This window comes from Candidatus Nanosynbacter sp. TM7-087, assembly GCF_022828365.1.
Classification (GTDB): Bacteria; Patescibacteriota; Saccharimonadia; order Saccharimonadales; family Saccharimonadaceae; genus Nanosynbacter.
On the sequence record NZ_JAJQJU010000001.1, the window covers coordinates 85,634 to 107,457 of the forward strand.

The 21,824-nt window shown below is 43.7% G+C and carries 15 protein-coding genes, 3 tRNA genes and 3 rRNA genes; 18 read left to right on the forward strand and 3 right to left on the reverse strand.

The genetic code is table 11. The features are described from left to right. The first annotated feature begins 108 nt into the window (after positions 1 to 108). The 4 genes from LRM41_RS00450 (at position 109) to LRM41_RS00465 (ending at position 6,779) form a co-directional block, all read left to right on the forward strand. Entirely contained in the window at positions 109 to 2,097 is a 1,989-nt protein-coding gene (locus LRM41_RS00450) for a DNA gyrase/topoisomerase IV subunit B (protein ID WP_129743830.1), read from the forward strand. A 9-nt stretch (positions 2,098 to 2,106) separates the two neighbouring features. Beyond that, complete coding sequence (gyrA, locus tag LRM41_RS00455) at positions 2,107 to 4,605, forward strand: DNA gyrase subunit A (protein ID WP_243819004.1); 2,499 nt, start codon at positions 2,107 to 2,109, stop codon at positions 4,603 to 4,605. Between the two features lie 2 nt (positions 4,606 to 4,607). After that, positions 4,608 to 5,039 (forward strand): divergent PAP2 family protein, encoded by a 432-nt coding sequence (locus LRM41_RS00460; protein WP_243819005.1) that lies wholly within the window; start codon positions 4,608 to 4,610, stop codon positions 5,037 to 5,039. Between the two features lie 213 nt (positions 5,040 to 5,252). Beyond that, positions 5,253 to 6,779: ribosomal RNA gene (locus LRM41_RS00465) — 16S ribosomal RNA — on the forward strand. A 295-nt stretch (positions 6,780 to 7,074) separates the two neighbouring features. On the opposite strand, the gene LRM41_RS00470 is transcribed toward LRM41_RS00465, so the two are convergent. Then, positions 7,075 to 7,314, reverse strand: a complete 240-nt coding sequence (locus tag LRM41_RS00470; protein ID WP_243819006.1) for a hypothetical protein — start codon at positions 7,312 to 7,314, stop codon at positions 7,075 to 7,077. 66 nt (positions 7,315 to 7,380) lie between these two features. Here LRM41_RS00470 and LRM41_RS00475 point away from each other — a divergent pair. The 9 genes from LRM41_RS00475 to LRM41_RS00515 all read left to right on the forward strand — a co-directional run bounded on the left by LRM41_RS00475 (position 7,381) and on the right by LRM41_RS00515 (position 14,651). Next, positions 7,381 to 7,457: transfer RNA gene (locus tag LRM41_RS00475), tRNA-Ala, on the forward strand. Between the two features lie 49 nt (positions 7,458 to 7,506). Further along, positions 7,507 to 7,583: transfer RNA gene (locus tag LRM41_RS00480), tRNA-Ile, on the forward strand. Between the two features lie 13 nt (positions 7,584 to 7,596). Beyond that, positions 7,597 to 7,673 (forward strand) — tRNA-Val (locus LRM41_RS00485). Positions 7,674 to 7,765: 92 nt separating this feature from the next. Beyond that, complete coding sequence (pyrD, locus tag LRM41_RS00490; protein WP_243819007.1) at positions 7,766 to 8,905, forward strand: dihydroorotate dehydrogenase (quinone); 1,140 nt, start codon at positions 7,766 to 7,768, stop codon at positions 8,903 to 8,905. A 270-nt stretch (positions 8,906 to 9,175) separates the two neighbouring features. Beyond that, positions 9,176 to 12,293, forward strand: a 23S ribosomal RNA gene (locus tag LRM41_RS00495). A 181-nt stretch (positions 12,294 to 12,474) separates the two neighbouring features. Beyond that, a 5S ribosomal RNA gene (gene rrf, locus LRM41_RS00500) occupies positions 12,475 to 12,583 on the forward strand. 91 nt (positions 12,584 to 12,674) lie between these two features. Beyond that, positions 12,675 to 13,400 (forward strand): DUF3152 domain-containing protein, encoded by a 726-nt coding sequence (locus tag LRM41_RS00505; RefSeq protein ID WP_243819008.1) that lies wholly within the window; start codon positions 12,675 to 12,677, stop codon positions 13,398 to 13,400. Continuing rightward, positions 13,397 to 14,113, forward strand: coding sequence for a hypothetical protein (locus LRM41_RS00510; RefSeq protein WP_243819009.1), 717 nt, complete (start codon positions 13,397 to 13,399; stop codon positions 14,111 to 14,113). Before LRM41_RS00505 ends, LRM41_RS00510 begins: the two co-directional genes overlap by 4 nt. 328 nt (positions 14,114 to 14,441) lie before the next feature. Then, positions 14,442 to 14,651, forward strand: coding sequence for a con-10 family general stress protein (locus LRM41_RS00515; protein ID WP_129637339.1), 210 nt, complete (start codon positions 14,442 to 14,444; stop codon positions 14,649 to 14,651). Between the two features lie 41 nt (positions 14,652 to 14,692). On the opposite strand, the gene LRM41_RS00520 is transcribed toward LRM41_RS00515, so the two are convergent. Both LRM41_RS00520 and LRM41_RS00525 read right to left on the reverse strand, forming a co-directional pair. Next, positions 14,693 to 15,157, reverse strand: coding sequence for a hypothetical protein (locus tag LRM41_RS00520; RefSeq protein ID WP_243819010.1), 465 nt, complete (start codon positions 15,155 to 15,157; stop codon positions 14,693 to 14,695). Next, positions 15,129 to 15,941: an ROK family protein gene (locus tag LRM41_RS00525; RefSeq protein ID WP_243819011.1), complete on the reverse strand. Its 813-nt coding sequence runs from the start codon at positions 15,939 to 15,941 to the stop codon at positions 15,129 to 15,131. Before LRM41_RS00525 ends, LRM41_RS00520 begins: the two co-directional genes overlap by 29 nt. 76 nt (positions 15,942 to 16,017) lie before the next feature. On the opposite strand from LRM41_RS00525, the gene LRM41_RS00530 reads away from it, so the two are divergent. The 5 genes from LRM41_RS00530 to LRM41_RS00550 all read left to right on the forward strand — a co-directional run bounded on the left by LRM41_RS00530 (position 16,018) and on the right by LRM41_RS00550 (position 21,775). After that, positions 16,018 to 16,485 carry a hypothetical protein gene (locus LRM41_RS00530; protein ID WP_243819012.1) on the forward strand — a complete coding sequence of 156 codons (468 nt, stop codon included), beginning with the start codon at positions 16,018 to 16,020 and terminating at the stop codon, positions 16,483 to 16,485. Between the two features lie 111 nt (positions 16,486 to 16,596). Then, on the forward strand, positions 16,597 to 17,673 hold the full coding sequence (locus LRM41_RS00535) for a 30S ribosomal protein S1 (RefSeq protein ID WP_146422314.1): 1,077 nt from the start codon (positions 16,597 to 16,599) through the stop codon (positions 17,671 to 17,673). A 49-nt stretch (positions 17,674 to 17,722) separates the two neighbouring features. Next, positions 17,723 to 19,492, forward strand: a complete 1,770-nt coding sequence (gene infB / locus LRM41_RS00540) for a translation initiation factor IF-2 (protein ID WP_243819013.1) — start codon at positions 17,723 to 17,725, stop codon at positions 19,490 to 19,492. 104 nt (positions 19,493 to 19,596) lie between these two features. After that, positions 19,597 to 21,426 (forward strand): hypothetical protein, encoded by a 1,830-nt coding sequence (locus LRM41_RS00545; RefSeq protein ID WP_243819014.1) that lies wholly within the window; start codon positions 19,597 to 19,599, stop codon positions 21,424 to 21,426. A 34-nt stretch (positions 21,427 to 21,460) separates the two neighbouring features. Then, positions 21,461 to 21,775, forward strand: a complete 315-nt coding sequence (locus LRM41_RS00550) for a DUF5663 domain-containing protein (RefSeq protein ID WP_243819015.1) — start codon at positions 21,461 to 21,463, stop codon at positions 21,773 to 21,775. Positions 21,776 to 21,824: the final 49 nt, after the last annotated feature.

Genomic DNA, 21,824 nt, shown 5'->3' on the forward strand with positions numbered 1-21,824 from the left:
CTTTAGCATAAGCATGCTGAAAAAGTAAATAGTTTGAGAATATATCTATTTTGATGTATAATAAAGTTGTTGAAAAGAGCTGATAATTCAGATAATAGTGAGGGAGATATGGCTAAACAAACAAATGAACAATCTTATGATGGCTCACAAATCCAGGTCCTAGAGGGCCTTGAGCCGGTTCGTAAGCGTCCAGGGATGTACATCGGTAGTACGGGGTATGAGGGTGTGCATCACTTGATTAAGGAGATCGCCGATAATTCAATTGACGAGGCAATCGCTGGCTATGCTACAAAGGTCGAAGTAACTTTGTTAAAGGATGGTGGTGTTCGAGTATCTGATGACGGTCGTGGTATTCCTGTCGATAAGCATCCAAAGACAGGTAAGAGTACATTGGAGACGGTATTAACAATCTTACACGCCGGCGGTAAGTTTGGTGGCGGTGGCTATAAAGTTTCATCTGGACTTCATGGTGTTGGTTCTAGTGTTGTGAATGCATTGTCTACGCGGATGATTGCTGAAGTTAGGAAGAACGGTAAAATCTATCGCCAAGAATACGCAACAGGTGTGCCTCAGACAGAATTAGAAGTAGTCGGAAAGTCTGATGATTCTGGAACGACAATTACATTTTATCCAGACCCAACCATCTTTAAGGAAACGGTTAATTTTGACTATAAATGGGTCGTTAATTATCTTCGTCATCAGGCGTACCTTACAAAAGGCATTCACACGTCGGTTATTGATGAGCGAACTGGTGAACGAAAAGCTTTCTACTTTGAGGGCGGTATTCAGAGCTATGTAAAAAACCTGAATATTGGCAAGGATGTTTTATCGGACGATATATTTTATGTCGAGAAGCAGGTCGAAGATTGTATGGTGGAAATTGCGGTTCAGTATAACGACACTTACGCTGAAGTGGTAAAGCCATTTGCTAATAACGTCTTAACTCCTGATGGTGGTACTCATTTGGTTGGTTTCCGAACAGCCCTCACGCGTGTAATTAATGATTATGCTCGCAAGAATAGTCTGCTGAAAGAAAAAGAAGATAATCTGACTGGTGATGATATCCGCGAAGGTTTGACGGCAGTTATTTTGGTGAAGTTGCCGGATCCTCAGTTTGAAGGTCAGACCAAGAATAAACTTGGTAATCCAGAGATGCGTCGCTATGTTGATCAGGTGATGAGCGAATATTTTGCGTATTACTTGGAGGAAAATCCAGCTACAGCTAAGAAGGTTGTCGGCAAGGCTACATTGGCGGCACGAGCTCGTAAGGCGGCAAGGGCTGCGCGCGACAACGTTATTCGTAAGGGAGCATTTGAAGGCCTAAACTTGCCATCTAAATTGACGGATTGCTCATCTCGTAACCGAAAAGATTGTGAATTATTTATTGTCGAGGGTAATTCGGCTGCGGGTTCAGCTAAGGATGGTCGCGATTCAACTATTCAGGCTGTTCTTCCTCTTCGCGGTAAGGTGTTGAATACGGAGCGCGCAAGGTTTGATAAGATGTTTGCTAATGCTGAAATTGTTTCGTTGATTAAGGCTATGGGCGTTGGAATTGGCGACCAATTTGACATTAGTGGTATTCGTTACGACAAGATTATATTTATGACAGATGCCGATGTTGATGGTGCGCACATTTCTACGCTTTTGATGACGTTCTTCTTCCGATATATGTCTGAAGTGATTGAAGCAGGTCACGTATATTTGGCGAAGCCGCCTCTGTTCGGGTTGAGTAGAGGAACTGGCAGTAATCGTAAGATAGATTACGTCTATGATGAAGTAGCCCTCGAGCAAAAATTAAACGAAAAGATCAATGAGCGCAAGGCTGCTGGTGTAAAGATTGATGAAAATGCTGAGAAATTTAAGCAGGCAGGCTACACGGCACAGCAGCGATTTAAGGGTCTTGGCGAGATGGATGCCGCTCAATTATGGGAAACGACTATGAATCCAGAAAATCGAACATTAGTGAAGGTTAATATTGAGGACGCAGAACGGGCAGATGCGATATTTACGAAGCTTATGGGTGATAGCGTAGAATTGAGGAAAAATTTTATTCAAACAAATGCCGCTAAGGTTAATGTGGAAGATTTGGACTTTTAAGGAGGAGATATGGCGGACAATGACAATAAAAATATAGTAGAACCGGAAATTCTGAACGAAGAACCAGAAGTTCGCGGTATTGAAAAGTCGACAGTTGAGCGCGTTATGGAAGATTCCTTCCTTAAATACTCCATGTCGGTTATTATTGACCGTGCTTTGCCGGACGTTCGTGACGGGCTGAAGCCTGTTAATCGTCGTATTTTGTATGCGATGAATAAGAATGGTTGGCGCGCTCCTCATGCTACAGTGAAGTCGGCGAAGATTGTCGGTGAAGTTATGGGTAACTATCACCCGCACGGTGACTCATCAATTTATGACGCTATGGTGAACTTGGCTCAACCATGGAAGATGCGCTATACGCTGGTCGAAGGTCAGGGTAACTTCGGTTCTATGGACGGTGACGAGCCAGCGGCTTCTCGTTATACTGAGGCGCGAATGGATAAAATTGGCGGTGAGTTGCTGTCTGATATCGATAAAGAAACCGTTGACTTTCGTGATAACTTCGACGGAACAGAGAAAGAGCCAGTGGTTTTGCCGTCAGCTGTCCCAAATATTCTATTGAACGGTCAGATGGGTATTGCTGTTGGTATGGCAACAAATATTCCACCGCACAACCTTGGCGAGGTGGTTGACGCTACAGTCGCTCAAATAGATAATCCTGAAATTACATTAGACGAACTATTGACACATATTAAGGGTCCTGATTTTCCTACAGGTGCGGAAGTTTATGGTGGTGCGCCAATGCGTCAAGCATATGAAACTGGGCGTGGCTCAGTTACGATTCGTGCGGTTGCGTCGATTGAAGAGCGCAAAAATGGCCGTTACAATATTATAATCACCGAAGTTCCGTATGGTATGAGCAAGGAAGGTTTTGTTGATAAGGTTCGAGAACTTGTCCTTGCCAAAAAAATAACGCACATTGCCGATGCGCGAGATGAAAGTGCTCGCGGTAAGGTTCGAGTTGTCGTTGAACTGAAGAAAGATGCTTATCCAAAGAAGATTCTTAACCAATTGTATAAATTGACTGGATTACAAACATCATTCCATTATAATGTCCTGGCTTTGGTCAATGGTATTCAGCCTAAGGTCATGGGCTTGAAAGAGATTTTGGCGGAATTCATTAAGCATCGTCAAGGCGTTATTCGACGCAGGACTGAGTTTGAACTTCGAAAAGCTAAGGAACGAGCTCATATATTAGAGGGTTTGAAGATTGCGCTTGATCATATTGACGAGGTGATTAAGACGATTCGCGAAAGTTATGATGATGCCGATAAGCGTTTGATGGAGAGATTTGGTCTGTCGGAAATTCAAGCGGTCGCAATTTTGGCGATGCAACTACGACGATTGCAAGGGCTGGAGCGCGACAAGATTGAAGAAGAATTGAAGCAACTTCATGAACTGATTAAGAAGCTGGAGGCAATTTTGGCTGACGAGAACGAGATTTTGCGTGTCGTTAAGGAAGAATTGCTTGCTATGAAAGAAAAGTATGGCGATGAACGGCGCAGTAAGATCATTAATCACGAATTAGGAAAGTTCTCTGACGAGGAATTGATTCCAGAGGAAGAGTCGGTAATTCTGCTTACAAGCGAAAATTACATTAAGCGAACCTTAGTAAGTGACTATCGTAGGCAAAATCGTGGTGGTAAGGGCAAGCGCGGAATGACAACTAAGGAGGAAGATGTCATTGATCAAGTTGTCCAGGCAAGCTCGCACGATTATCTATTATTCTTCACTAATATGGGTAGAATCTTCCGCTTGAAGGCTTACGAAGTGCCAGCCGCCAGTTTGAGTGCGAAGGGTGTTGCGGCCGTTAACTTATTACAACTTCAGCCAGAAGAGAAGATAACGGCAATTATCAAGCACGAAAAGAACGCCAACGAAGACGGCTATCTGTTTATGGCGACAAAGAAGGGTACAGTTAAGAAGACTCCTGTGAAAGATTACGCCAATGTTCGTACGAATGGATTGATTGCTATTAAATTGGATGAAGGCGATGAACTTCGCTGGATAAAGAGGACGACTGGCGAAAATGACGTAATTATCTCTACGTCTGCAGGACAAGCCATTCGCTTTAATGAGAAAGATACGCGCCCAATGGGTAGATCAGCTCGTGGTGTCCGTGGTGTCAGATTACGTCCAAATGACTCTGTTGTTGGTATGGATATCGTTACGGGTGACGACCAAACCTTGCTGGTGGTTAGCGAGAAAGGCTTCGGTAAACGCACAAAGGTGTCGAATTTCCCAAGCCATAAACGTGGCGGAGTTGGTATAAAAGCCGCAGTTGTAACTGCAAAAACTGGTCCGATTATCTCTGTGCAGACTATTGACCCAGAAATAACAGAGGCGTTATTGGTTTCTCAGAATGGTCAGACTATCCGACTAGGCTTGAGTGATATTAAATTGCTCGGTAGGACGACTCAGGGCGTGACGATTATGCGCCTATCTGACGGTGATGCTGTTTCATCAATTGGCTTGATGGCGGATCGCCCGCAGGATGAGGTTAATTAATAATGAAGGTCTTGATAGTCCCAGTAATTGCATGGGCGATATCCCAAGGGTTGAAGCAAGTGTTTCATCTCATGGGGCGTAATCGTCGAGTATTTAGTGGCGACACAAACCCAAAAATACTTCTATCTGGAGGTATGCCAAGCGCTCATAGTGCGATTGTCGTGTCGTTGGCGGTATTTCTGGGGCTACAAGACGGCTGGGGCAGTTCTGTATTTGGACTAGCTACTTGGTTGGCTATTATAGTGATGTATGATGCTATGATGGTTCGTTATTCGTCTGGAATGCAGGGTGAAACGCTTAATAAGTTAATTTCGGAGCAGGGTAGCAAGCTGAAAAAACTTCGCGTTGCTCATGGTCACACCCCTGTAGAAGTGGCGGCTGGGGCGGCTATTGGTATGGTTGTAGCTGCCGTTGTATTTTTCGCAACAAAATAATTGTAAAAATCTATTGACCTAGGCAATTATATACTGTAAGATTAGTAACAAGTCTGGTTGCTGGAGTGCGAGTTAAGCAACGATTTACAATCTGTAAAGTGAGGTAAATCATACTTCAGTCTGACTTAAGATGAACTTTAACAATTTGATTGTGCAATATCATCGTCAGTTTATATTTTTGTAGAGCCTTAATACTTTGATACAAAGTAGATTTTAACGGAGAGTTTGATCCTGGCTCAGGATGAATGCTGGCGGCGTGCCTAACACATGCAAGTCGAGCGGCAGCGAGTTTTACACTGAATTCTGGAAGCTTCTGGGTAATATAGAAGATCTATTCAAGAATTTTGTGTAAAATGTCGGCGAGCGGCGGACGGCTGAGTAACGCGTAGGAATTTGCCCCAAAGTGAGGAATAACTGCCCGAAAGGGTAGCTAATGCCGCATATGGTCTTCGGATTAAAGCCTTCGGGTGCTTTGGGAGAAGCCTGCGTTGGATTAGGTAGTTGGTAGGGTAATGGCCTACCAAGCCGACGATCCATAGCTGGTCTGAGAGGATGATCAGCCAGACTGGAACTGAGACACGGTCCAGACTCCTACGGGAGGCAGCAGTGAGGAATCTTCCACAATGGGCGAAAGCCTGATGGAGCAACGCCGCGTGAAGGATGAAGGCCTTCGGGTTGTAAACTTCTTTTATGAGTGAAGAATATGACGGTAACTCATGAATAAGCACCGGCTAACTACGTGCCAGCAGCCGCGGTCATACGTAGGGTGCAAGCATTATCCGGAGTGACTGGGCGTAAAGAGTTGCGTAGGCGGTTTAATAAGTGAATAGTGAAACCTGGTGGCTCAACCATACAGACTATTATTCAAACTGTTAAACTCGAGAATGGTAGAGGTAACTGGAATTTCTAGTGTAGGAGTGAAATCCGTAGATATTAGAAGGAACACCGATGGCGTAGGCAGGTTACTGGGCCATTTCTGACGCTAAGGCACGAAAGCGTGGGGAGCGAACCGGATTAGATACCCGGGTAGTCCACGCCGTAAACGATGGATACTAGCTGTTGGAGGTATCGACCCCTTCAGTAGCGAAGCTAACGCGTTAAGTATCCCGCCTGTGGAGTACGGCCGCAAGGCTAAAACATAAAGGAATTGACGGGGACCCGCACAAGCGGTGGATTATGTTCTTTAATTCGATGATAACCGAAGAACCTTACCAGGGCTTGACATCCAGGGAAGGTCTGCGAAAGTAGACTGTGCCTTTTGGAACCCTGTGACAGGTGATGCATGGCCGTCGTCAGCTCGTGTCGTGAGATGTTAGGTTAAGTCCTTCAACGAGCGCAACCCTTGTGAATAGTTGTATTTTTCTATTCAGACTGCCCCGGTAACGGGGAGGAAGGAGGGGATGATGTCAGGTCAGTATTTCCCTTACGTCCTGGGCTAGAAACGTAATACAATGGCTAGTACAATGCGCAGCGAAGCCGCGAGGTGAAGCAAATCGCATCAAAGCTAGTCCCAGTTCGGATTGTAGGCTGAAACTCGCCTGCATGAAGTCGGAATCGCTAGTAATCGCAAATCAGCAAGTTGCGGTGAATACGTTCCCGGGTCTTGTACACACCGCCCGTCAAACCATGAAAGTGACCAACACCCGAAGTCCGATTCGTCGGCCTAAGGTGGGGGGCATGATTGGGGTTAAGTCGTAACAAGGTATCCGTACCGGAAGGTGCGGATGGATTACCTCCTTTCTAGGGAGTAACAATGCCAGTCTGTCGAGCAATCACAGATTGAGCTAGGTCGGTCTCGTAAATGTGTCGAGCTTACATATTTACAATAGTCCTCTCGAGGACGAGACAAAAGTTCAAAACCTTCTCTACGATAAACCGATTGATGAATTGCACAATCAAGTTGTTAAACGAGAAAGTCCCTCTATGAGGGGCTTTTTATATGGTATATTTAATCAAATCTGATATTTTGGTAGAATTGCGATTATAAAAAATAGCCAATAATGTTTGGCTATTTATGTTTTTTTGTGGGCGCCTATTATAGTCCGCCGCCAAAAAGGGAGTTTAGTAGCCAGTTTAATGGGATAGTGTGTAGGCTGAGCATAATAGCGAATCCTGCTCCACATGTAACAAGTCCCCAAAATTTGAAACGGTCATAGCTACTTACGCCGCTTCCCAGATTGTCGGCTAATTTTTGATGAAAAACGACGACGATTCCACCAGCAATTAAGACTAAAATCCCAAAAAATAATGAGCCAAAACTAAATTGATATAACATATTATTAATTATACACTTGTCAGAATTAAAAAGATACTGTACAATTAAAAGGTCTTGGCAATTTATGGGGACATAGCTCAGTTGGCTAGAGCACCTGCTTTGCAAGCAGGGGGTCCAGGGTTCGAGTCCCTGTGTCTCCACCATATGGGGTGAAGTGGGCTTACGTCCACGACACTCCACCAAGACGAATGAGGGCGATTAGCTCAGCTGGTTAGAGCGCGTCACTGATAATGACGAGGTCGGAGGTTCAAGTCCCTCATCGCCCACCATATTTTTTAATATGGGCGCTTAGCTCAGTTGGCTAGAGCATCTCGTTTACACCGAGAGGGTCGGGGGTTCGAGTCCCTCAGCGCCCACCAATCATAGATAGTCAGGATTATCGCCGAGTAGGCGATTTTTTGTTTACAAGTAACCTTGCTTAATAAAGCATAGATAGTTATACTCTTAGAATATGTATAAGCATATTATTAAGCCGATATTATTTTTATTAACACCAGATTTTACTCATAAATTAATTATTTTTTGTGGACGCGTAGCACAAGCATTTTCTCCTATTAGATGGGCTATTCGTAAATTATGGAGCTTCCAGGACAAGTCGCTACGGCAGGAAATTGATGGAGTCGTATTTAATAACCCAATAGGCTTGTCGGCGGGATTTGATAAAAACGTACAACTGTCGCCCTTAATGGAAGACGTTGGATTTGGCTTTGCTTCTGGCGGATCTGTGACTATGGAGCCGAGAAGGGGAAATCTGCGACCATGGTTTCATCGATTGCCGAACACCAAATCTGTAGTTGTGTACGCCGGTATGCCAAATTATGGATTAGAGAAGATTAGTGACTATATTGAATTAAATAGACCTAAAGTTAAATCAATGCCGACAGTTGTGTCTGTGGCTGTTATTGCTGATAAATCCACGAAAGACAAATTTGGGCCAGTTGTTCCGGAGGAATATATAATTCGGGACGTAAAAAAAGCGGTTAGTTATATCGTAGACAACAATCTGGCTAGTGTTATAGAGATTAATATTTCTTGTCCGAATGCTGGCAAGGAGCCGTTTATCTATGCCGATACGCTAGAGACTTTATTGAGCGAATTAGATTCTGTAGAGAGAAATGTTCCTTTCTGGGTTAAAATGCCGCATTTGTATGATCTGAAGCAATTCGACTCGCTATTAAAGGTTATTGTTGAGCATAATATTCAGGGTGTAACGGTCGCTAATTTAATAAAGGATCGCGAGAAGGTAGATCTTAAAGATCCTTTGACTGATGGTATTAGGGGAGGATTAAGCGGCGAACCTACTCGCGCACATAGCTTAGAATTGATTAAGCATGCATATAAAAATTATGGAGATAAACTGACTATTATTGGTGTTGGTGGGGTTTTTTCGGCCGAAGATGCATACGCTAAGATTAAGGCAGGGGCTAGTCTAGTTGGGCTTATCACTGGGCTGTTTTTTGAAGGTCCGCAGCTAATTGGGCGAATGAATCGCGAGCTGTCTCGGTTGCTAAAAAATGATGGTTTTTCTAGTATTTCTGAGGCGATTGGCGCTGATTTTAATAAAAAGCAAAAAAAGTCGAAAAAACTTTGAAAAAACCCTTGCAAAAGAATCTCAGCTGCTGTATAGTTAATTACTAGTTAAGCGAATGTTCAAACGAACCTCTGGCAATACACTGCAAAACGTGCGAGGGCAGTGATAAAACATCTGAGTGTAGATAGATTTGTCAATTTATTGACTTGTCAATTGTGCACTCAAATGTGTGAGGCACTGATCATTAACAATTTGAGAGTAAAAGAAATTGAGTTTTTAATTGACGGTAGTAGTAATTGCAAAGTAGCAACTACTAGTTAAGTCAATGCATAAAAAGGTACTCAAGGGCGCTAAATGGATGCCTAGACGTATATTACCGATGAAGGACGTGGAAGACTGCGATAAGCTTCGGGAAGCTGTCAACAAGCTTTGATCCGGAGATCTCCGAATGGGGAAACCCAGCATGAGTCATGTCATGTTGCCACTTGCTGAACACATAGGCAAGCGAGCGGGAACCATCTGAACTGAAACATCTTAGTAGGATGAGGAAGAGAAAGTAAATAACGATTGCGAAAGTAGTGGCGAGCGAAATCGCAACAGCCCAAACCTTTTAAGTTTTTGCCTATTAATTTAGGCAAATAAGTTGATAGACGAATACTTATAAGGGGTTGTGATATTACATATGACCAAGTCAGAGAATTTGATTCATTCAAATAATCTGATTTGCGATAACTGGCTATCAACAGTTAGTAAGGTAAGAAATCGGCGTGGTTAGTAGAATAGTTTGAATGACTAGCCAAAGAACGTGAAAGCCGTGTATATGAAAACGACGCTGACCTTATGTATGTTTTATCGAGTAGGACGGGGCACGAGAAACCCTGTTTGAATCTGGCTGGACCACCAGCCAAGGCTAAATATAATATACGATCGATAGTGAACTAGTACAGTGATGGAAAGGTGAAAAGAACCCCGGGAGGGGAGTGAAATAGATCCTGAAATTTAGTGCCTACAAGGAGTCGGAGCCGGCTTGTCCGGTGACGGCGTGCTTTTTGTAGAACGATCCAGCGAGTTAATTTTTACAGCGAGGTTAAGTCAATTGACGGAGCCACAGTGAAAGCGAGCCTGAACAGGGCGATTAAGTTGTAAGGATTAGACCCGAAACCGGGTGACCTAACCATGAGCAGGTTGAAGCCACTGTAACAGGTGGTGGAGGACCGAACCAGGATACGCAGCAAAGTGTTTGGATGACTTGTGGTTAGCGGTGAAATGCCAATCGAACTCGGAGATAGCTGGTTCTCCTCGAAATAGCTTTAGGGCTAGCGTCGTGTTAGTAGCACATGGGGGTAGAGCTCTGTAAAGGACTGGGGCGGGCAACTGTACCCACCCTTAACAAACTACGAATACCATGTGTGTAATCACGGCAGTTAGAACATCGGTGCTAAGATCGGTGCTCAAAAGGGAAACAGCCCAGACCATCATCTAAGGTCCCTAAATTAACGTTCAGTGGGAAACAAGGTGAGATTTCTTAAACAGCTAGGATGTTGGCTTAGAAGCAGCCATTCATTTAAAGAGTGCGTAACAGCTCACTAGTCAAGAGATCTTGCGTGGAAAATGTAACGGGGCTAAAACGTTATACCGAAGATATGGATGTCAGATTTATCTGGCGTGGTAGAGGAGCGTTCCTATCAGCAGTGAAGTCGAATCGGAAGGTTCGGTGGAGCGTTAGGAAGTGAGAATGCTGGAATGAGTAACCATAAGAGAGGTGAGAATCCTCTCGGCCGTAAGAGCAAGGTTTCCTGAGCCATGGTAATCATCTCAGGGTTAGTCGGGCCTAAGCCGAGGCGCAGAGCGTAGGCGATGGACATCAGGTTAATATTCCTGAACCGGTTAAGTTTTGTACACTGTTCACGGGGAAGTAATCGAAGCGGATTCATGGTTTATCCGTCCAACCGAGCGGGAACGCAAAGGGAGTGAAAGTGATTCTTCGGAGTCGCGATTTTGGTGAAAGCCCTGGCTAGAAAAGCAGGTGTACGCGTGGACTTAGCCGCCCGTACCGCAAACCAACACAGGTGCTCGAGTCGAGTAGACTCAGGCTTACGAGCGAACCTTCGCTAAGGAACTCGGCAATACAGCGACCGTAACTTCGGGATAAGGTCTGCCCCCACTTCGGTGGATATCAGCCGCGTTCACTCAGTGAATATTAGGTTAAAGAGTACATTTTTAATCACAAAACGAATTTTCTGAGATAGAGCAAACGAATTGTTCTTTTGAACGCGAACCTCTGACATCTAACGATGTGGGGGCCGCAGCAAAAGAGCCCACGGAACTGTTTATCAAAAACACAGGTCTCTGCTAACACGAAAGTGGATGTATAGGGGCTGACTCCTGCCCAATGCTGGAAGGTTAAGGGGAGCGCTTCACGGTGCGAACTGAAGCCCTAGTCAATGGCGGCGGTAACTATAACCGTCCTAAGGTAGCGAAATTCCTTGTCAGGTAAGTTCTGACCCGCACGAATGGAGTAATCATGTGGGCACTGTCTCAGCGAAGGACTCGGTGAAAGTGCATTGGCGGTAAAGATGCCGTCTGTCCGTACCAGGACGAAAAGACCCCATGGAGCTTTACTACAGCTTTACATTGAATATGGTTTCAACATGTGTAGCATAGGTGGGAGACTTTGAAGCAGATACGCCAGTATTTGTGGAGTCACCAAGTGAAATACCACCCTTGTTGTGATTGTGTTCTCACGCTGACCGTTATCCGGTTAGCGGACCGTGTATGGTGGGTAGTTTAACTGGGGCGGTTGCCTCCTAAAGAGTAGCGGAGGCGTTCAAAGGTTGGCTAACTTCGGATGGAAATCGAAGTGATAGTGTATGCGCATAAGCCAGCTTGACTGTGAGGAGTACATTCCAATCAGAGACGAAAGTCGGAGCAAGTGATCCGCTGTACGTACATTTGTACATGAATGTGGGATCGACAGCGCAAACGGATAAAAGTTACCCTGGGGATAACAGGCTTATAGCGCCCAATAGTTCACATAGACGGCGCTGTTTGGCACCTCGATGTCGGCTCATCACATCCTGGAGGGGGAGCACCTTCCAAGGGTTCGGCTGTTCGCCGATTAAAGTGGTACGCGAGCTGGGTTCAGAACGTCGTGAGACAGTTCGGTTTATATCCGGTATGGACGATAGGAAACTTGAGAGGATCTACCCCTAGTACGAGAGGACCGGGGCGGACGCACCTCTGGTGTATCGATTGTGGCCACCTGCTGCATTGTCGAGTAGCTATGTGCGGACTAGATAAGCGCTGAAAGCATATTAAGCGCGAAACTAACCTCAAGATAAGGTTTCCCTATGAGGACACAGAAAGACTATCTGTTTGATAGGCGCAAGGTGGAAGTACAGTAATGTATGGAGCTAAAGCGTACTAATAGTCCCATTGCCTTTTTATGTCCTTGTCCGTGGAGTTTATGCTTGCATAAACATTGCGGATAAGGTAGACTTAACTAGTAATTGGTGCTTTTCAAAAGTACCAGTCAATTAAAAATCAATTCCGTGCTGATGTTGGACATCGAAGAAAGGGGTTTGGCCCACCGTGGAATATATACGGAACCAAGCGTCGTAACCCCCTCCTTCGGTGCCCATGGCGAGGAGGAAACACCTGTTCTCATTCCGAACACAGAAGTTAAGCTCCCCAGCGGCGATTATACTGCGAAAGTGGGAAACTAGCACGGTGCCGAATTATAAGAAAGCCATCCTAATAGGGTGGCTTTCTTCTTTGTCTTAAAACGTTTGTGGTATGTTTTGGTCGGTGATAAAATGGTTACATGTGTATGGTATGTAGGGTGGCTTCTGGTGGTATGGCAATTGCTGTTGCTTTAACGCCAACGGTTAGTATAACAGCACCCAATGAGAATAAGAGTGATGCGAAGAAGGTAATTAGTGCTAAAATTTTCTCTGAAATAAAATCTCCGTCGTCGCTATCCAGCTTTAAGGCGTCAGATATTCAGATTCCAGATTGGCACTCCACATCTCAATCGTCAAAAAAATCAAATTCTGGAGCGAAAAAAGAAGTCACATATACAATATCAACAAAGGGCAATGTCCGATCAAACTTGTCTGAATTCTCGAAGCTAGTAAATGAAACCTTAAATGATAATCGAGGCTGGGCGCGTATGGGAATTGTCTTTAAAGAAGTGAAAGAGGGCGGGAGCTTCAATTTAGTTCTGTCGCAAGCTGAATTGATGTCCTCATTCTCGTCAGGTTGTGACGCGGATTGGAGTTGTCGAGTCGGGTCTTCTGTCATTATCAATGATAATAGATGGTCTGGTGCGACTACGGCGTGGAATAAAGCGGGTGGCGATATTCGTAATTATCGACATATGGTAATTAATCATGAAGTTGGGCATTGGTTGGGACATGGGCATTTGAATTGTTCTGGGGTTAATAATCCAGCGGCGGTTATGCAGCAGCAATCGATTGATTTACAGGGGTGTGCTTTTAATCCTTGGCCGCTTGATAGTGAATTGTGGTCAACTACGCTGGGGATAGAACTATGAAATTAATAAAAGATCGTCACGCACTTAAATTAGCTATTGTCATAAGTTTTATAACGCTGATAATGATATTGGCATATGGATTTGTGAGTTGGAAATCTTGGGAAAACGTTCAAAGCGTAACAAAAAACACTAATGAAGCAGAAAGTTCGCTGTTTATTAACTTGCAAAAAGACAAATTATCCGCTGAAAAATTGAACGAATATTTGGTTGATTTAAAAAATAAACGCCAAAGTTGTGATGTGATATTTTTTATATCTTGGCAGAAGAACATTAATGCTAGATTTAAAAAGTATTCGGAAGAATGCAATAAATCAGTAGAGAAGATGAACCGAACTATACAGAGTATAGATAAGATTGTCAGCTTTATGGAGTTTGATAAGGAGTTGAGCGGCGAAATACGTACGGTGTCAGATAATCTATCGAAGACCAGGCAAAATGACTTTATTGCTATGGAGAAAATATGGACTGGTGCAAAGAAGAGGTTGGAATCTAGAGAGGGCGAGGTTGGCTTACGTAAGTTAGTGATGAAGAGAGTAGACGCTATTTTATTGGCTGTGCGCGATTTGAGGTCGGCTAACGAAAAGAAAGACAGCGATCAGTTTACTATAGCCAGGGATAAATTTACTGTGGCTATTAACGCTTGGATTGGTTTACAAAATGAGTTGACACAAGAATCTCAGCTTAGGATAGATAATCTATTAAGAGAGTTTTAGAATAAATCTGCAATAAAAAATATCCCTCTATGTGATGGGATATTTTTCTTCTCGAATCTCGCAGAAAACGAGAATTTTTTGTGGTGGAACTCATGATTTCTAAAGCTCCAACAGGTGCCGTCAGTAACTGACTTTATTAGTATAGCTAACGCGTCAGTAAAATGCAATATTTTATTCACAATAAAAAACTACTTATGTAAATATTGACAAAGCGTTAGTTATATGCTAGTATATAAACATAACACATATCATGTGTGATATATAAAGGTGAGGGTTTCCATTTAAATTTATGTGGAAATCTTTTTTAAAAACGGAGGAAAACCTTCCTATGGCAGGAACAAAGGCTGGCGGCTTAAAGGCTGCTCAAAAAAATCTAGCTCGCGATCCAGATTTTTACGCAAAAATCGGACGTAAGGGCGGTAAAAACGGTCGAACTGGTGGCTTTGCTGCAAATCCAGCTTTGGCTCGTATCGCTGGTGCTAAGGGCGGACGCATTTCACGCCGTACTAAAAAGACAGTACAAAAAATTGCAGAATAAGACCGCTCCAATCTCTTAAAATTAGCCTCCGTATGAGAGGCTTATTTTATTTGATATCTTTTAAGTTGGCAGGATTTCGCCTGATTTACGCGCCATTCCGAGTGGCAATTAATACACTTGTAAGATGAGGAAGTAGCCTGTAATCCAACTGCGCCACACTGAGGGCAAAGACTACGTTTATGTAGCCAGTCCCTGTAGCTATCCAAAGAATCTTGAACATTATCGTCGTCCATGCTGAGTGTTAAGCCGTATTTTGGCGCCAAAGTATCAACGGCACATTCCCAGGCGGATCTTTCCATCTCGATTAACTGGATATCATATTGATAATTTTTATGACCAAGTTTAGCATGGGCGATTTCGTGTAAAAGTTGCACTAAGTCTTCTTGTGAATCTAATTTTTCGTAATAGACTGTTTGCGAATTAGGGTTCCAGGAAAATACTTCACCCTTATTGAATTGCAGTTCTGGAAAGTCGTGTTCAATTTGAAGCAAGCTGACTGATGGCATTGTCGTAGCATCCGTATAATACAATTTCTTCTGGGCTAGGGGCGCTGATTATTTTTGGTACTGATATGGCGGCGGGTAAGTTTTCTGCCAGAAGACCGCTTAAAATATCTGAAAAATAGGATGTGAACACTCCCACGCTCCCGCCAATAACAACGACATCTGGTTGTGTAAAGGCGATGAGGGGTTGCAATCCAGCTTTTATCCTATTGGCGACCTCTTCCCAGACTTCCAGGGGTGTGTCTGATGACAATTCGCCAAAAATTCCCTGGAAAACCCTACCTGCAGCAATCTCTTCCCAGGTGGTAATCTTGCCATTGTAATTCAAAGACATATGTCCGCCCTCGCAGTCGCTAAGCTCTTTATGCAGATTTCCATCCAGAATCAGGGAAGTGCCAACGCCGGTCCCTAGGGTGATATATAGACCGCATCTGGGAGTTTTGGGCAATCTGAGCATACTTGCCAGTCCTGCCATATTGGCATCATTTGCAATGAATATTGGTATATTGGGAAAATATCGGGAAAGTAGCTCACGGATAGGTTGATTTTTCCAGCCGAGGTTTTGACACCACACTGCCACACCGTCTTTAACTACACCTGGCAGAGCCACGGAAATTGCGTCAATTGGCTTATCATTCGCAATCAGGTGAATTTGATCGGCGACGCGTTGAATGTATTGGTCTACGTTTTTAGGGGTGGGGAACTTAATGATGTGCTTAGGATTTTTTTCCTCGTCAAAGCTGGCTACTAATGTTTTGGTCCCGCCTGTGTCAACCGTAATAATCATATATTTATTATATCACCAGCTTTACCTATAAGAGGTCATTATGATATAATAAAGAAAATTTGAGTGGAGATATAATATGAGGCGAGTAAATCAGGCTGGATCAATTGGAGTTTTTGTAATAGTAGGTGCTATTTTAGTGGCTATATCTTTGGCTGTTCTTTACGGGATTAGGCAAAATAATTTGTCGCAAGATGAATCGCCGATCTCTAGCGATTTGGTAGCATCAGAGAATAGCAATAAGAATTCACAAAACGGCACATCTCAGCAGTCTGCAGATCAAAAAACGAATGGTCAGCCGAGTGGAAGAGGTGAGGCGCGAACCGACGTGAAGACTGAAGAGTCAAAAAAGACAACTCCTACACCTGAATCTTCTCGGTCTCAACAATCGCCATCATCTACAACGCCAACTCCTTCTACTTCTTCTAAGCAATCTGATAAAGGATTGCCAAAAACTGGGCCAGAAGATGTAGCTGTTTCTGCAGTGGCTTTTGGTATTTTGGCGTTTTTGACGGTAGCTTATCAGCGATCTCGCTATCTTATCTAGCTTTGACTTCTATCTATCTGTTGTGATATAATTGTGATAATCTGTGGGGATATTTTTATTATGTCCCTGAAGAATAATATCAATTTTAAGGAAGGGGTCTTTAGAAGACTTATGGCAGATGCCAAAATTACAATGGATGACCTGCTGGCTCAAGCAGGCGATAATGTTAAACAACTTACTGTCGGTGAAACAGTTGACGGTACTGTTTTATCAGTAAAGAAGCACGAAATTTTAATCGATTTAGGACCTTTGGGCGTTGGCTTGGTTCCACGCCGCGAAGTTAGCCTTTCAAAGAACTACAATGTTGGCGATTCAGTAATTGCTAGCGTAATTGATACCGAATTGGAAGATGGTTATTCGCTACTTTCATTGCGCAAGGCTGCGAAAGATCGTGGTTGGGATGAAGTTATGGCTAAATTGGAATCTGGTGAGATCATCACCGTTGTACCATACGACGCTAACCGCGGTGGACTACTAGTTGAATACGAAGGCATTCGTGGATTCTTGCCAGTATCGCAATTGTCAGCCGAACACTATCCTCGCGTAGGTTCTAGCGACAAGGACGAAATCTTGCAACGATTGAACAGCTTGGTAAAGAAGGATATTAAAGCGCGAATCTTGGACGCTGACCGAAAAGCTAACAAATTGATCTTCTCTGAAAAAGAGGCAGTTAAAGAAGGCTTGGCAGAGCGATTCCAGAAGTTGGCAATTGGCGACACAGTTACAGGTGTTGTTACAGGTGTTGTTGACTTCGGTGTATTCGTTAACGTTGAAGGTATTGAAGGTTTGATTCACATCTCAGAAATTAGCTGGGAGCGTGTTAACAATCCATCTGACTACGTAAAAGTTGGCCAAACTATCGAAGCTAAGATTATTGCAATCGACAAAGAACGCTTGAGTTTGAGTATGAAGCAATTGACTAAAGATCCATGGTTGGATGAAGTTGAGCAATTTAAGCCTGGCGAGAAAGTTGAGGGAACTGTAACTCGAATTACTCCATTTGGCGCATTTGTACAGTTGAGTCCAGCGGTTGAAGCTTTGGTTCATGTGTCAGAGCTTGGCGGTGACGGTACTGATCCTGAAAAAGTATTTACATTGAACGAGCGTAAAGAATTTACAGTTTTGGATATCGATAAGGAAAATCGTAAGATTTCTCTTTCACTCGGCAAATCATCAAAGAAAAAATAATACAAATCCCCTGAAGCGTAGTTACGCCCAGAGGTGAGAGGAGCTTATTATGGCAGAAAAAATCGTCAATATTGCGGATTCGGTAACGGTTGGCGAGTTGGCCGAAACTCTGGGATTGTCAGTAACTACGCTGATTGGTGAATTGTTTAAGAACGGAATCGCTGCGACAATTAATCAGCGACTAGATTTTGAGACCGCACAGATTATTGTTGAAGAATTGGGGCTGGATGTGCAGCTGAAACGGAAGACGGTTTCTGCGGAAATTCATCATCATGCGCACAAATTATCAGACAAGGCAGTTCCTCGTCCGCCAATTGTGGCTGTGATGGGGCATGTTGACCACGGTAAAACGAGTTTACTAGACGCGATTCTTGATAAGAAAACAGCGGCTAGTGAAGCCGGAGGAATTACTCAGCATATTAGCGCTTATCAAGCACAGCGCAACGGACGAACTATCACTCTTTTGGATACTCCAGGGCACGAAGCTTTTGCGGCGCTAAGGCAGCACGGAGCTACACTGACTGATGTGGTGATTATCGTGGTGGCGGCGGATGATGGAGTTAAACCTCAGACTGTTGAAGCTATTCGATTTGCTAGGTCGGCTAACGCTAAAATTGTGGTGGCAATTAATAAGATTGATAAAGAAGCAGCTAATCCGCAACTAGTAAAAACTCAATTGGCATCTGAGCATGGTTTGAACCCTGAAGAATGGGGCGGCGACACTGTGATGGTTGAAGTTAGTGCAAAAACTGGTCAGAACTTAGACAAGCTTTTGGATATGGTTTTATTAGTGGCGGATATGGAAGATTTGCGCGCAGATGAAGATGTTCCGGCTGAAGGTTTGGTTATTGAGGCGCACATGGAAACTGGTCGTGGCGCTGTTGTTGGACTATTGGTGGAGAATGGTCATTTGAAACCTGGTCATTATCTGGTTGCTGGGACGGCTTACGGGCGAGTCCGAACGCTTCAAGATTTCCGCGGTAAAACTGTTAAAGATGCCGGTCCAAGTATGCCAGTGAATATGACCGGATTTAAGGAATTGCCACAATTCGGTGATGGATTTGAGATTGCGAAGAGCGAAAAAGAAGCTCGCAATTTGGCGCAAAAGGCTAAAATTGAACAGGAGAAAATGGCAGCCACAACTAATGTTACTGGCGCAGATATTCTTAAGATGATGAATCGAAAGCTTGATGCGGAAGAATTTAACGTAATCGTTAAGGCTGATGTTCAGGGTTCGGTAACGTCTGTGGTTGATAGTTTGAAGCTGATTGATACGAATGGCGAAGTTGAGCTTCATGTTGTTGGAACTGGTGTTGGTAATATTTCTGAGAACGATATTCATTTGGCGGTCGGTGAAAATACGGTGATTTATGGCTTTAATGTCGATTTACCACCAGCAGTTAAGCGATTAGCAGCGCGTGAACACGTAGAAGTGCGGATCTTTAAGGTAATTTATGAGCTGTTGGATGACGCTAAGGCTTCAATGGAGGCTTTGCTAGCGCCAGAAATCGTTGAAACTGAAATTGGTGAGTTGGAAATAAAGGGCGTATTTAGGACGATGCGCGAAGAAGTGATTGCTGGCGGTGAAGTGAAGCACGGTAAAGTCGCTAAGGACTTGCTGGCGCGCGTAAAACGTGGCGGAGAGCAAATTGCTGAAGTGGAAGTTTCTTCCGTACAACGTCAGCAACAAGAAGCAAAAGAGGTCTTTGAAGGCGAAATGTGTGGATTGAGCCTCAGGACGAAGAAAAAGATTACCTTAGAAATTGGTGACAAGCTGGAGTTCTTTACTAGGGAATTAGTGAAGAAGACACTGGGGTAGACTGTTCTAAGTATTGACTTTTTTGTGTATTTATGATAGTATCTTAGATATACATAAGTTTATTGCCGTTCTGCATGCAGAAGGCGAAAGGAAACCACCACAAAATGAGCAAAACACCCGAAGGACGTCCGTCCAGTGCAGACGTCAAAAACAATTCCGAGAAGTTGCCTGTGCTTGGAAAATTGGGTCAGGTTGCAACGAAAGCGGCAGGAGCAGTAAAAGATATTGTTCGTACAGTAACAAATAGAAACGGATCCGCCGAGCGCTTGGGTATAAACACAGAAAATAGCACTGGGGATAGTGAAAAAGATTCCAGAAAAGGCAGTTCTAATGGTTTGACGCCTGAAGAGGTAGAGGCGTTGAAGAGGGATGCTAGGGTAGTAGTTATTTCAACCCCAGAAGAACAGGCTAGCGACAGTACTGAAGACGCTTCGAGAAGCTCTGCGGAAAAGAACATTCCTGTTTCTGAGCCGCCTGAACCTACACCTGATGAACTAGCTAGAATTAAGTGGAATGACGAGATGAGGGATGCGGCTGCTAAACGTTTTGTTCTTGTTCATCCGACGACTGAAGAGGATCTAAGGGAACTTGAGAGTTTTGGGGTAGATATTGACTCAAGCTCAGTTAGTCCAGAAGAGGTTTCTAGGTATAAAGGTGAAAACGTAATAGACAAAGAGATGTTTAGAACGACGATCCCTAACGTGGATGATAATCCAGAAGGCTTAACACCGTACGAACAAGCTATGCGAGATAAGTATCTTGGTGATGAGTATGATGATGCTGAAAAAACCGAGATGAGCGTAGAAGAACATGAAGTTGCTGCTAACCTTAAAATCGCCAGGGAGAGGTTTGCTAAGGCAAGTATCGCTGTTGAATCGCACTTCTTTAAGAAGTTCTTTGGCGGAAATAAACGACAAGAAGAGTTGGATGCTGCTACAGAAGAATTGAAGCAGAGCGAATTGGAATATATGCGTCTTAAGTTTGCTGATAAAATCGAAGCAGCAAAACAGGATCCAGAAAAGCAGGCTGAATTAGCAGCGGAAATGGGTCAAGCAGCGTTTGCAAATATGCGAGAAACCTCAAAAATGACGACAGATAAGTATGACAACATGCTTGATGATCGTGGTAAATTTAAGAAAGCTGCCGCTAAAGTTGGTAAATGGTTTAATAAGGGTGGTAAGGTTGCTCAGTGGCTGAAGTTGGGTGGTGCTGGTTTTGTGGGCGGTGCTATAGTAGGGTCTGTTGCTACATGGCCTATTACGACGGCTGTCGGTATTGTAACGGGATTAGGAGTTGCTGGAGCAACAAAGCAAGCTGTTCTGGAGGAGCATCGTGGCGAAGATCGCATAGACGCTGATGCCCGTCTTGAAACTATAGATCCTTCATTTAAGGATACTGTGGCTAACATGAAAATTGACGATGTTATGGAGCGTGCAGTCAATGTATCAGTTGACAATCTTAAGGATGTGAGTATAGAGAGGCAGGATGCCCTGCGTAAGAAGGTGCGATCGTCATTAGGTAAGTATGGTGTTGGTTTTGCCTTGGGTGGTTTTGCTGGTAAATTTGTTGGCGACTGGGCTAACTCTACACACGCTACTGGAGCTGAGAACCACAACACTACTACAACACCTCCACAGTCTGGTAGTGAGCAAATACCACAGCAATCTGGCAGTACATCTTCTATGGACAACATTGTAAATAGTGCTAATCCAGATACATCAAACTTCAATTCTTACGACTATCCTTGGGACTGGGCTGCTGAGAAGTTTGGTAACGCAAACGCAATGGATCAACTTCATAGTCTGGCCGATAAAGCCATGGCTAACGGTCACACCGTGGAATGGTTTAACAACCCTGATGGAACAGCATGGATGAAAATCGACGGATCTAGCGCTACTGCGGACGTATTGAAGGTATTGAATAAATACGCTTAATAGATAAAATATAAAATAAACAAGGAGATAAAAAATGTTTGAAATTACTGACGAATTCTTAGCACAGGCTGGTTTTGGATCATTGCCTGCGGATAAAAAAGAACAGATGAGGGAAGACGTCGCTAACAGTGTACAGGATAAGATTACAGGAAAGATCTTGCTGGCTGTTGGCGAAGCGAAGCTGGATGAGTTTATGAAATTACTGGATGGCGATGATGCTTCTGCAGTATTGAACTGGTGCGCAAATAATGGCGTTAATTTAACGGAAATTGTTCAAACCTCGATGAATGAGACTATGGTCGAGCTACAAAAATTATACAATGACGCGCTGAATATGATGCGTGGATAGTAATATTAAACAGTTACTGGTATAATTTAACTTAATCATATAGACGAAA

What these genes read in the sequence shown, in the direction of transcription:
- LRM41_RS00535 (WP_146422314.1), top strand. Translation starts at nt 16,597, where the DNA reads ATGGCAGATGCCAAAATTACAATGGATGACCTGCTGGCTCAAGCAGGC.
- LRM41_RS00550 (WP_243819015.1), top strand. Translation starts at nt 21,461, where the DNA reads ATGTTTGAAATTACTGACGAATTCTTAGCACAGGCTGGTTTTGGATCA.
- LRM41_RS00525 (WP_243819011.1), bottom strand. Translation starts at nt 15,941, where the DNA reads ATGATTATTACGGTTGACACAGGCGGGACCAAAACATTAGTAGCCAGC.
- LRM41_RS00510 (WP_243819009.1), top strand. Translation starts at nt 13,397, where the DNA reads ATGAAATTAATAAAAGATCGTCACGCACTTAAATTAGCTATTGTCATA.
- gyrA (WP_243819004.1), top strand. Translation starts at nt 2,107, where the DNA reads ATGGCGGACAATGACAATAAAAATATAGTAGAACCGGAAATTCTGAAC.
- LRM41_RS00470 (WP_243819006.1), bottom strand. Translation starts at nt 7,314, where the DNA reads ATGTTATATCAATTTAGTTTTGGCTCATTATTTTTTGGGATTTTAGTC.
- LRM41_RS00460 (WP_243819005.1), top strand. Translation starts at nt 4,608, where the DNA reads ATGAAGGTCTTGATAGTCCCAGTAATTGCATGGGCGATATCCCAAGGG.
- pyrD (WP_243819007.1), top strand. Translation starts at nt 7,766, where the DNA reads ATGTATAAGCATATTATTAAGCCGATATTATTTTTATTAACACCAGAT.
- LRM41_RS00520 (WP_243819010.1), bottom strand. Translation starts at nt 15,157, where the DNA reads ATGCCATCAGTCAGCTTGCTTCAAATTGAACACGACTTTCCAGAACTG.
- LRM41_RS00450 (WP_129743830.1), top strand. Translation starts at nt 109, where the DNA reads ATGGCTAAACAAACAAATGAACAATCTTATGATGGCTCACAAATCCAG.
- LRM41_RS00505 (WP_243819008.1), top strand. Translation starts at nt 12,675, where the DNA reads ATGGTATGTAGGGTGGCTTCTGGTGGTATGGCAATTGCTGTTGCTTTA.
- LRM41_RS00530 (WP_243819012.1), top strand. Translation starts at nt 16,018, where the DNA reads ATGAGGCGAGTAAATCAGGCTGGATCAATTGGAGTTTTTGTAATAGTA.
- infB (WP_243819013.1), top strand. Translation starts at nt 17,723, where the DNA reads ATGGCAGAAAAAATCGTCAATATTGCGGATTCGGTAACGGTTGGCGAG.
- LRM41_RS00515 (WP_129637339.1), top strand. Translation starts at nt 14,442, where the DNA reads ATGGCAGGAACAAAGGCTGGCGGCTTAAAGGCTGCTCAAAAAAATCTA.
- LRM41_RS00545 (WP_243819014.1), top strand. Translation starts at nt 19,597, where the DNA reads ATGAGCAAAACACCCGAAGGACGTCCGTCCAGTGCAGACGTCAAAAAC.